The sequence below is a fragment of the Flavobacterium sp. genome, assembly GCF_031409475.1.
In the GTDB taxonomy this organism is placed as follows: domain Bacteria; phylum Bacteroidota; class Bacteroidia; order Flavobacteriales; family Flavobacteriaceae; genus Flavobacterium.
In genome coordinates this window covers 1-11,367 of sequence record NZ_JANNXH010000024.1, presented here as the reverse complement: position 1 = coordinate 11,367, position 11,367 = coordinate 1, and the positions used below count along the sequence as shown (strand labels likewise).

The following is an 11,367-nucleotide window of genomic DNA, read 5'->3' as shown; positions in this document are numbered from 1 at the left end:
ATTGTATGCCGGCAATGAATTTCCAAAGGAGTGCTGCAAACAATAAATAGGTCAGCGGGAAGGGTAGCCAACCGGTCAGATAATCAAAAAAATAGCGGATGCCCTGAAAAATGCCCCGGCTGTAAACCTGTTCCGTCCAAGCGGGGTTCGACTTGAAAACTTCGCGGATGATGAACGTGAACAACATAAAAACGGGCCAAAAATATTTCATAAGACAATCAAGATCGCAACGCTAAAAACAGATGCCCCGCAAAGGTACAAATTAGTATCGTAACACCCGCTGAGGCTGTATCATAAGTCGAAATTTGACAACTTTTCAAAAGTTGTCAAATCTTCGTGATGAAAATAAGACGAATACTGATTTAACAACTTTTGTAAAGTTGTCAAATCTTGAATCACCAAATCTACAAAAAACAACACACGATATTGTAAGTCATCAATTTAAGAAGTTTTTTCAAAGTTATGCAATGGCTTTTAATAAAGAACAAAATAGAATTGGAACACTTTTTCAAACACCATTTAAACGTGTTAGAGTAGAAGATGAAAATTATTTACGGGAATTAGCTTGTTATATCAATACAAATGCACAAAAGCATAATTTAGTTAAAGATTTTAGAGATTGGAGATGGTCGTCCTATCATAATATTATATCAAATAAAGACACTAAGTTACTAAAAGAAGAATTGATTAGTTATTTTGGAGACATTGATAATCTAAAATATTGTCATTTAGAATATATAAGTAAAACCGATTCCGTTGAAAGAGACTTTTTTATTGAGGATTAAAAATAATTTCACAAACAGATTTGACAACTTTCAAAAAGTTGTCAAATCTAAATTCACACAATCAATTTCAGATAAAAATAAATGACAAACATTTACAAACAGATTTGACAACTTTCAAAAAGTTGTCAAATCTAAATTCACACAAGCAATTTCAGTTCATAATAAATGACAAACATTTATAAACAGATTTGACAATTTTCAAAAAGTTGTCAAATCTAATTTCACACAAGCAATTTCAGATAAAAATAAATGACAAACATTTACAACAACATTCTACAATCAAAAGCCAATAACGAGAAGCTACTCGCCATTCTCCTCGATCCCGATAAAATCGATGTGACGAACATTCCAATCTTTGCCAAAAAAATAAAGCAATCGCCAGCAACACACATTTTTATTGGCGGAAGCACTTTTTCAGGAAATCATTTAGACAAATTAATTGCTCTAATTAAAGTAAACTGCGATTTGCCCATCGTTCTTTTTCCTGGAAATCATTCCCAGATTTCGAACGTAGCCGATGCCATTTTGTTTCTGTCTTTAATCTCAGGAAGAAACCCAGATTATCTCATTGAACACCAAATAAATGCCGTTCCAATTTTGCAACAAACCAATCTCGAAATAATTTCAACAGGATACATTCTCATCGAAAGTGGAACAGAAACTGCTGTAGAACGTGTGAGCAAGACCAAACCGCTGTCTCGAGAGAATCCTAAATACATTCTACAAACGGCACAAGCTGGCGAAATGTTGGGCAACAAACTCATTTATCTCGAAGCCGGAAGCGGCGCAAATTATCCTATTCCTAAAGAAATTATCAAATTAGTTTCTCAAAACATTCAAATCCCATTAATTGTTGGTGGTGGAATTGTAGATTTGCAAGGAATTCAAAATGCCTATGATTCTGGTGCTGATTTGGTCGTTATTGGAACCGCTTTTGAAAACGATTTAAATTTTTTTAATAAAAATACGTAATCACGTTGTAGTAAAAAAGTTGCACTGCAACATCTCTATCCAAAATAAAAAATCAAATGTTCGAATATCTTTTTGCACAATACAGCACCTATCCAACACATGAAATCATTCTAGAAATTACGGCTGTAATTTTTGGATTATTCAGTGTTTGGTATGCTAAAAAAGATAACATTTTGGTATTCCCAACCGGAATCATCAGTACATCTATTTATGTATATTTGCTTTGGAAATGGGGTTTGTTAGGCGATATGATTATCAATGGATACTATTTCATAATGAGCATTTATGGTTGGTATCACTGGACTAGGAAAAAAGGGGAAGTTGCTCAATTTCCAATTTCAACAATTTCCAATCGCGAAAAACGAATTGCTGTAATTATCTTTATATTTACGGTCGCATTAATAGTTTTGGTTTATCAGTATTTTGACAAATTTACTACTTGGTATGCCTATTTAGATACATTTATTACAGGAATTTTCTTTGTTGGAATGTGGCTCATGGCCAAAAGAAAAATCGAAAACTGGGTATTTTGGATTATTGGTGACCTAGTTTCAATTCCGTTATACTTTGCAAAAGGATATACTTTTACAAGTATACAATATATAATTTTTACAATTTTAGCAGTTTCAGCTTATATAGAATGGAAGAAAACCTTAAACAACAACAAACTAATATCATAAAAATAGCCCTGTTTGGACCCGAAAGTACCGGGAAAACAACATTGTCTAAAGAACTTGCCCAACACTTTGATACGGTTTGGATACCAGAATTTGCTCGTGATTATCTTCAAGAAAAACTCGACAAAACTGGCGAAATTTGTGTACTCGAAGATTTATTACCCATTGCAATTGGTCAAACAAAATTAGAAAACGAAAGTTTGGCGCTTGCGAATAACTATTTGTTTTGTGATACCAATCTTTTAGTTACCAAAGTTTTTTCGGAAATCTATTATAACCATTGCGACCCAATTCTGGACAAAGCCGCACGAAAACACAAATACGATTTATTTTTTCTAACAAATATCGATGTTCCATGGGAAGATGATGGATTGCGAGATAGTCCAGAAAACAGGCAAGTGATTTTTGACACTTTCAAGACCGCTTTAGAAACAAATAACAAACCTTACATTTTGCTTTCTGGAGATAAAAAGTCGCGTTTAAAACAAGCAATTTCAATTATCAATGATTTTACCGCTACTCAAAAAATGGGTTTCTCCTCACAGGATTTTGTCCAAATTTACCAACACGGAATTCCGTTAGAAAACATAAAAAACCAATTGCAAATTTTCAAAACCGGAATTGCAAAAACAATACTCGAAAAACCAGCGATTTTAAACGACGGTATTTTACATTTCTCTGAAGAAGAATTTCGAGAAAAGGCGCTTTTTTTTGATACTAAAAAAGAAAATTTAAAGCTGAAAAAATTTGTTCCAGCCTCAGGCGCAGCAAGTAGAATGTTTAAGTTTTTAAGTACTTTTTTAAATGAGTTTGATCTTGAAAACGAAAGTATAAATGCATATATCAATAGAAAAAAAGACAGTGAACTCTCTATTTTTATTGTTGGAATGGAGAAATTTCCATTCTTTGAAGCCATTTATACAAAACTTCGAGAGAATTTTACGGACTTTAATACGTGGGAAAGAGATCGTAAGAATTATTATTTTATAAAATTACTGCTGTCATCAGATTACTTTGATTTTATAAATAAACCTAAAGGAGTGTTGCCGTTTCATAAATACAAAACTCATATTGCAACCGCCATCGAAGAGCATCTTCACGAGTGTGCTTATTACTCTATTTCGAAGGGTAATTCTCATTTGCATTTTACCGTTTCAGAATCTCATCAAGGTCAATTTGAAAGTATTATAGAAACCGTAAAAAATCAATTTGAAAATGAATCTAAAGTAAAAATAACGACAACTTATTCCTATCAAGATAAAACTACAGACACAATTGCTGTTGATTTGAAAAATAATCCGTACAGAGATGAAAACAATCAATTGATTTTTCGGCCTGGAGGACACGGAGCTTTAATTGAGAATTTGAACAGACTTGAAGCGGATATTATTTTTATAAAAAACATAGATAATGTTATTCAAAATCATATTGAAATCATCGCTTTGTATAAAAAAGCATTAGCAGGAATTTTGTTAGAACTGCAACAACAAATATTCAAGTATTTAGATGAAATTGGAAACTCAACAGAACAAACTTTATTACCGATAATAACTTTCGTCAAAAATAAATTAAATGCTGAATTTGTTGAAGATTTTTCGAAGTACACCTTAGAAAATAAAATTAACTTTCTAATCAATATTCTAAACAGACCTATTCGAGTTTGTGGTATGGTCAAAAATGAAGGCGAACCTGGCGGCGGACCATTTTGGGTACTGAATTTGAAAGGGATTAGTTCATTGCAAATCGTTGAGACTTCACAAGTTGATTTAACCAATTCAAATCAATGTAGAATTCTTGGAATGGCCACTCATTTTAACCCTGTAGATATCGTTTGTGGCATCAAAAATCATAAAGGAGTAAAATTTAATTTAATTGATTTTGTGGATAAAAACAGTGGTTTTGTTGTTGAGAAAAATAAAAACGGAAATCATTTAAAAGGCTATGAATTACCTGGTTTATGGAACGGCGCCATGGCAAGTTGGACAACTATTTTTGTCGAAGTTCCATTGCTTACCTTCAATCCCGTGAAAACTGTAAATGATTTACTAAAACCTGCACACCAACCACAATGATTTTGGACGCAACAAAAATCATATCAGAATTAAGTTTCAAAGCCGTTCGCAGCAGTGGCGCTGGTGGTCAAAACGTGAATAAAGTATCCTCAAAAGTGGTGTTGACATTCGATTTGAGAAATTCGCAAGCATTGTCTGCGGAAGAGAAACTTTTGTTAGAAACTAAATTATCTTCGCGATTGACTTTAGAACAAATTCTGATTTTAAATTGCGACGAAGATCGCAGTCAGTTAAAAAATAAGGCTATTGTAACTAAACGTTTTCTAAATATAATTACTGCAGGACTTGTGATTCCAAAAATCAGAAAAGCTACAAAAATTCCAAAATCAGTAATTCGAAAAAGAATCAAGGATAAAAAGAATTTATCGGATATTAAAAAATCCCGCAGAAAACCAGACGTTTAGTAGTAAGATAATAGTATTAAGTATCAAGACTAGAAAATTAATTCCAAAAAATGGTTCTACTTACTACTTTTGTCGTGATACTTTTCTATCTTTGACCCGTCTCAAAGGGGTGCTAGATTCCAAAAATGGAATGACAGCTGAGATTATACCCAACGAACCTGAGCAAGTAATGTTGCTAAGGGAAAAAATGACAAAATTAGTGTGCACGCTAACTATTTGTCATAGGAAACAATCATAATTTTAATTTAACAAAAGAATAATTCCCCCTTTTATTCGTAATTTTTTTACGGATGAATACTTTATTTTATTTAAAAAACACCAAGTACCAAGTGCTAAGCACCAAGACGAAATCTTCAAATTTTTTATTTCTTCGTCTTTTCTCTATTTTCTTTTTACTATTTTCTTTTCACTCTTTCTCGCAAGTCAAGGACACAACCAAAGTTTATCAACTCGATGAAGTTTTGGTTTCGGCAGTTCGGGTTACAACAAAAACACCGGTTAGTTTTAGTAATTTGGATAAAAAAGAAATTAAATTCCGAAATCTCGGACAAGATATTCCTATTTTAATGAATTATTTACCATCGGTTGTTACTACTTCTGATGCTGGAAATGGTGTGGGTTACACCGGAATTCGGGTTCGTGGTAGCGATGCTACTAGAGTGAATATCACCATAAACGGTATTCCGTACAACGACTCCGAAAGTCACGGAACGTATTGGGTGAACATGCCCGATTTTGCCTCTTCGGTCGAAAGTTTGCAATTGCAACGCGGTGTGGGAACTTCAACAAATGGTGCGGGAGCTTTTGGCGCAAGCCTAAACATGCTTACCGATAGTTATTCAAATAACAGTAATGGCGAAATCTCAAATTCATTTGGTAGTTTCAATACTCGAAAACATACGGTAAAATTTAGTACGGGATTGCTGAACTATTCTACTGAAAAAAATTCAACACAAGGTTTTGAACTCGCAGGACGATTGTCTACTATTGATTCTCAGGGTTATATTGACAGAGCAGCATCGGATTTGAAATCTTATTTTTTGCAAGGAACGTATGTAGGAAAAACTACGTTGATAAAAGCACTAGTTTTTGGAGGAAAAGAAAAAACCTATCAATCGTGGAACGGAACAGATTCTGAAACTTTGAATTCTAATAGAGCATTTAATTCTGCTGGGATTTTTACAGATGAATTTGGAACTACACGTTTCTATGATAACGAAACCGACAATTACCAACAAGATCATTATCAATTGCATTGGAACGAAAAAATTTCAGAAAACTGGAGTGCAAATTTTGCTTTGCATTACACACAAGGCAAAGGTTATTACGAGAATTACAAAGAAGATGCCGATTTTTCGGATTATGGATTACTTACTGTTGTTGGGCAAACTGCGACAGATCTAGTGCGTCAGAAATGGTTGGACAATGATTTTTATGGTACCACATTTTCATTAAATTATAAAACCCAGAAACTAGATGCCATTTTTGGTGGCGGATGGAATAAATACGAAGGCGATCATTTTGGAAAAGTAATCTGGGCACGATTTGCTTCTCAAAGCGAATTGGGAGATCGTTATTACGATGATTTTGGAACAAAAACCGATGGGACTATTTTTGCCAAAGCCAATTATCAAATTAGTGAGAAAATAAGTTTGTTTGGGGATTTGCAATACCGTCATGTAAGGTATAAAGCGAATGGTGTTCAGGCGATTTTAGTCGATGATACCTTTGATTTTTTTAATCCAAAGGCAGGATTGAATTATGAATTCAATGCCAATAACACTTTGTATGTTTCGTATGCAAGAGCCAATCGCGAACCTAATAGAACGGATTATGAAGGTGGTTTTGCCAAACCAGAAAAACTAAACGACTTTGAATTGGGTTGGAGATTTGCGTCGAATAAAATTAAATTAAACACCAATGTGTATTATATGGCCTACAAAGACCAATTGATTTTAACGGGAAATCTCGACGATGTAGGAAGTCCAATACGATCTAATAGCGAAAAAAGTTACCGACTAGGATTGGAGATTGATGCTACTATTGCTTTGTCCGAAAAATGGATTATGAGACCTAATTTCACTTTGAGTAGTAATAAAAATGTTGACTTGGCAGTTGCAGGAGAAAATTACGGAACTAGGAACATTGCCTATTCGCCATCGATTATAGCAGGAAATATTTTGGTTTATAAACCATCCGAGCGTTTTCAAATTTCATGGTTGCAAAAATTTGTGGGCGAACAATATCTCAATAACATCGAGTTGCCAGCAGCAAAACTGGCGGATTATTTTGTCAATGATTTAAATGTAACTTACACTTTTAACCCTAAAACGATTTTCAATGAAATTGTAGTGACAGGTTTAGTCAATAATTTTTTAGACAAAAAATATGTGTCAAACGGATACATGTATGATGTGTACCCGTATTATTATCCACAAGCAGGAATTAATTTCTTGGTGGGATTGACAATGAAGTTTTAGGTTGTTTTATGCATTTCAACGACACACTTGTTAAATTTTTGTTAAAATTATAAGATAATTCGCCAATTACATTTTTTTTTTCACTTTTACAATGGTTAACCAAAAAATTAGTATAAATTTAAACCATTAAAAAAATGAAAAAATTAGTTTTTACAGCTATCGCAGTGATAGCTTTTAGCGGAGCTGCATTAGCCAGTACCGTTGTTGAAGTTAATTGTGAACAAGTTGCTATTGCGGCTCTTGAAGTTGCAGATGCAGACGGGCACATGACTCAACAACAATCACATGATTTTTATCAAGGTCAACTTACAGCTTGTCAAAAAAGTGTAAGTGATGCAATAAATTAAATCTTATTATGGGTAGTAATTAATTCTACCCATAATTTTAAACAAACATATATGTTAAAAAACATTTTAATAATAGTAGGTTTATTTTATTATTCCATTAGTATATCTCAAAATAGAGCAGGAATTATAGAATACAGTATAGCAGACGTAAATGTAACTTTTAAAGAAGGAAATGCACAAAATGATTTAATAAGAAGTTTCATTGTTGCAGCAAAAAATCAAAAATATGAACTAAAGTTTAACAATGCTGTATCTAGTTTTTCATCCATAGAATCATTAACGCGAGAAGGAATAGATGAGCATGCCATTAAAATGGCTAAAATAGCCTTCATCACTTCTGATGCCTTTTATTTAGACCTCAATAAGAAAGAATTAGTAACCAAAAAACAGGATAATATTTTATTAAAATCAGAGGCTCTTTCCTCTGGTTGGACTATTTTAACAGAAACAAAACTTATAGATAAATATCTTTGTTACAAAGCAGAATATAAAAAGCCAAGAATAAATAGATTTGGTAAGGAAATAGTACTTACAATCACAGCTTGGTTTGCTCCAAGTTTACCGTACTCATTTGGACCAATCGATTTTCACGGTTTACCTGGATTAATTCTAGAGTTACAACAATCCTATACTACGTATTTAGCAACAAAAATAATGATACAAGACAAAGAAATTGAAATTGAGTTTCCACAAGGAAAAACTATCACTAGTCAAGAATATGATAAAAAGTTGTTATCAGGGAATTAAATGTTTAGAATTCTATTTTTATTATTTTTTTACACATCCTTCTCACAAACTCACAGCATTATAGGAGTTGTGTCTGACGATGCAAACATCCCATTAGAAAACGCTAACATTATTGCAAAACCGCTACAAGAAAAAGCAAATTTAAAGTTTGCCATTGCGGATAATAAAGGGCGATACCGATTAGAACTTGACGATGTTGTAAAATATGAAATCACGGTTTCCTACATAGGATTCATTGAAGAAGTACTTATTGTAGAACCCAATTCAACTACTGTCACTCATAATTTTAAATTAAAACCAACCGGAGAACAACTCAAAGAAATAATTATAAAACACGATTTCAAACCTATTATCATCAAGAAAGACACCATGACTTTTGATGTCAAATCATTTGCAAACGGTAACGAACGTAAAATGAAAGAAATTCTTGAAAAACTACCTGGAGTTGAAGTGGACAAAAAAGGAAATGTTACAGTGCAGGGCAAAAGGGTAACAAAAATGCTCGTCGAAGGAAAATCATTTTTTGGTGGAGGTTCTAAATTGGCTGTCGAAAACATTCCGGCTGATGCGCTAGACAAAATTGAAGTTATAGATAATTTTAACGAAGTTGGTTTTTTGAAACAAGTTTCAGACAGCGAAGACTTGGCAATGAATGTTAAATTGAAAGCGGATAAGAAAAAATTTGTTTTTGGGGATTTACAAGCAGGAATAGGAAATAATACATACAATTTAGCTCATGCCGCTTTATTTTATTATGCACCAAAAATCAACTTAAGTTTTATAGGCGATGTAAATAATGTAGGCAAAAGCACTTTTACATTCGAAGATTTAATGCGGTTTGGTGGTGGATACAGTACTTTTATTTCAGGAAGAAAATCATTTACAAACTTGTATTCCTTTGCAAATGATAATCAAGACGTGCTACAAAACAAATCAAAATTTGGGGCTGTAAATTTTAGTTTCGATCCTTCAACAAAGTTATCGGTTTCTGGTTTTGGAATTCTTTCCAAAGTATTTACAAATGTAAAATCAGAAAGCAAAAATGATTATTTACAAAATAGTACTATTGTTTTTGAAAACAAATTGCAGAACGGTGATAATAGTTCCCTTTTAGCAATTGCTAATGCAAAGCTTGATTATACACCAAACAAAAAAGAGAAATGGTATTACAATGCACAATATCAGTCAAGTACAAACAATTTGTCGAAAACGATAAATTCAATTACAAATTTAAATTCAAATACTTTTGAATCCATTAGTAAAGCAGATAACAATTCCGTAAAACAATATGTGGAATGGCACAAGAACTATAATTTAAAACACACAACAACATTAGCTATAAATCAAGCGTATGAAAATAATACTCCAACAAATCAATGGTATACCAATCAGCCCTTTTTAGCTGGATTGATACCTTTGCAAAATGATGTTTTATATACGATTGAACAAGTTAAAAAGATAAAAAATAATAGCTTTGATGCGCTTTTCAAACATTATTGGATTATCAATAATTTCAATCATTTATATACAAATATTGGCAGTAATTACGGAACATCAAGATTTGTAACTTCCGAAAAACAAGTACTTACAAATGGTAGTATTAATGATTTTGCTTCTGCGGGATATGGTAACGATGTAAAATACAAATTGAACGATGCATACTTGGGCTTAGAGTATAAATTTAGAATAGGAAAATGGACTAATAAGCCAGGTTTATATTTTCACTGGTATCATTTAAATACACATCAAAATGGAGTTAATTATTTGTTGTCAAAAACACTATATCAACCCCAATGGAACAGTGATTACGAATTTAATAAATCAGAAACATTAAATTTTACTTATAAATTAGTAAACGGCTTTCCTGAGGTTAGCCAACTTGCAAATCAATTTACATTACAAAATTATAATTTGGTTTATAAAGGAAATGCAATGTTACGTAACGAACGGTATCATTCTGCGAATATAAGGTATTCAAAAATGAATATGTATCGAGGTATCATATGGAATGGTATGTTGAATTTTAATAAAAAAACAAAAGCATTCAGAAACGAAATTCAAATAGACGGTATAAATCAATTTAACACCCCAATATTAAGCGATAATCCAGAGACTAATTACGGTTTTAATGGTTCATTTAGCAAAAAAATCTATCGGTTTAACCTCAAATTAAACACCAATTTAAGTTGGTTCAATTATACTCAAACCATTAATAATGTCGCTACAGTAAATGATAGGAATACTCAAAAAATAGGGCTTACTTTTAAAACTATTTATAAAAAATGGCCAAATTTTTCTTCTACTTATACCAAAGGCTACAGTCAGTTTTCAGGATTAACAAAGTCTAATTATCAATCAGATGCAATTAGTTCAAATTTCGAATCCACTTTTTTAAAATTCTGGACAGTTGAACTACAATATGAAAATCTTAAAAACACTAACAATAATAATCAAAGTAATTTTTATGAAATAGCCAATACATCATTGCGCTATCAAAAGAAAAATAACCCTTTTGGTTTTGAATTTTCAATCAATAATTTGTTTAATATCCAAACAAAAAATAATTATTCTTTTTCAGATTATATCATTAGTAATCAAGCTACTTTTGTATTACCTCGAGTGTTTTTGTTTACAGCGAGCTATAAATTGTAATGTATTCTCTAATTATAAACCCGAATAATATTCCCAATAACTTCAACACGATATTGTTTCATAGGATATTGTTTTCCGGCGCTTTGACCAGTAAACAAACTGTATTGCGCGTTATCACAGGCGCAAACCGCATTAATTCCACTTATTGACATGGTGGAACAAGCAGCCAAAGCTTGATTGGGACAAGCCGCATCAAAGGCATTGTAACCCGTTCCGGTTGTATTAAAAATT

The 11,367-nt window shown here is 32.4% G+C and carries 9 protein-coding genes and 2 pseudogenes; 9 read left to right on the top strand and 2 right to left on the bottom strand.

Going from position 1 to position 11,367, the window contains the following annotated elements; translation table 11 throughout:
* Positions 1–211 (bottom strand): annotated as a pseudogene (locus RMO53_RS04880) (hypothetical protein); the annotation flags it as partial.
* 94 nt (positions 212–305) lie between these two features.
* Between RMO53_RS04880 and RMO53_RS04875 the strand changes: the two are divergent.
* The 9 genes from RMO53_RS04875 to RMO53_RS04835 all read left to right on the top strand — a co-directional run bounded on the left by RMO53_RS04875 (position 306) and on the right by RMO53_RS04835 (position 11,136).
* Positions 306–785, top strand: coding sequence for a hypothetical protein (locus RMO53_RS04875; protein WP_310378562.1), 480 nt, complete (start codon positions 306–308; stop codon positions 783–785).
* Between the two features lie 249 nt (positions 786–1,034).
* The gene (locus RMO53_RS04870) at positions 1,035–1,757 is read left to right on the top strand and encodes a geranylgeranylglyceryl/heptaprenylglyceryl phosphate synthase (protein WP_310378561.1); all 723 of its coding nucleotides are present in this window, start codon (positions 1,035–1,037) and stop codon (positions 1,755–1,757) included.
* A 56-nt stretch (positions 1,758–1,813) separates the two neighbouring features.
* The gene (gene pnuC, locus RMO53_RS04865) at positions 1,814–2,437 is read left to right on the top strand and encodes a nicotinamide riboside transporter PnuC (RefSeq protein WP_310378559.1); all 624 of its coding nucleotides are present in this window, start codon (positions 1,814–1,816) and stop codon (positions 2,435–2,437) included.
* The gene (locus tag RMO53_RS04860) at positions 2,398–4,506 is read left to right on the top strand and encodes a DUF4301 family protein (RefSeq protein ID WP_310378556.1); all 2,109 of its coding nucleotides are present in this window, start codon (positions 2,398–2,400) and stop codon (positions 4,504–4,506) included. Before pnuC ends, RMO53_RS04860 begins: the two co-directional genes overlap by 40 nt.
* A 2-nt stretch (positions 4,507–4,508) precedes the next feature.
* Complete coding sequence (gene arfB / locus RMO53_RS04855; protein ID WP_310378564.1) at positions 4,509–4,910, top strand: alternative ribosome rescue aminoacyl-tRNA hydrolase ArfB; 402 nt, start codon at positions 4,509–4,511, stop codon at positions 4,908–4,910.
* A 290-nt stretch (positions 4,911–5,200) separates the two neighbouring features.
* Complete coding sequence (locus RMO53_RS04850; protein ID WP_310378554.1) at positions 5,201–7,390, top strand: TonB-dependent receptor domain-containing protein; 2,190 nt, start codon at positions 5,201–5,203, stop codon at positions 7,388–7,390.
* A gap of 134 nt (positions 7,391–7,524) precedes the next feature.
* Positions 7,525–7,737 carry a hypothetical protein gene (locus tag RMO53_RS04845; protein WP_310378552.1) on the top strand — a complete coding sequence of 71 codons (213 nt, stop codon included), beginning with the start codon at positions 7,525–7,527 and terminating at the stop codon, positions 7,735–7,737.
* A gap of 51 nt (positions 7,738–7,788) precedes the next feature.
* Entirely contained in the window at positions 7,789–8,484 is a 696-nt protein-coding gene (locus RMO53_RS04840) for a GLPGLI family protein (RefSeq protein WP_310378550.1), read from the top strand.
* Complete coding sequence (locus tag RMO53_RS04835) at positions 8,485–11,136, top strand: TonB-dependent receptor (protein WP_310378548.1); 2,652 nt, start codon at positions 8,485–8,487, stop codon at positions 11,134–11,136.
* A gap of 8 nt (positions 11,137–11,144) precedes the next feature.
* Here the strand turns inward: RMO53_RS04835 and RMO53_RS04830 are convergent.
* Positions 11,145–11,367 (bottom strand): annotated as a pseudogene (locus tag RMO53_RS04830) (hypothetical protein); the annotation flags it as partial.

Bases quoted from the DNA above. Each gene is read 5' to 3' on its own strand.
- RMO53_RS04870 (WP_310378561.1), top strand. From the start codon at position 1,035: ATGACAAACATTTACAACAACATTCTACAATCAAAAGCCAATAACGAG.
- pnuC (WP_310378559.1), top strand. From the start codon at position 1,814: ATGTTCGAATATCTTTTTGCACAATACAGCACCTATCCAACACATGAA.
- RMO53_RS04860 (WP_310378556.1), top strand. From the start codon at position 2,398: ATGGAAGAAAACCTTAAACAACAACAAACTAATATCATAAAAATAGCC.
- RMO53_RS04850 (WP_310378554.1), top strand. From the start codon at position 5,201: ATGAATACTTTATTTTATTTAAAAAACACCAAGTACCAAGTGCTAAGC.
- RMO53_RS04845 (WP_310378552.1), top strand. From the start codon at position 7,525: ATGAAAAAATTAGTTTTTACAGCTATCGCAGTGATAGCTTTTAGCGGA.
- RMO53_RS04840 (WP_310378550.1), top strand. From the start codon at position 7,789: ATGTTAAAAAACATTTTAATAATAGTAGGTTTATTTTATTATTCCATT.
- RMO53_RS04835 (WP_310378548.1), top strand. From the start codon at position 8,485: ATGTTTAGAATTCTATTTTTATTATTTTTTTACACATCCTTCTCACAA.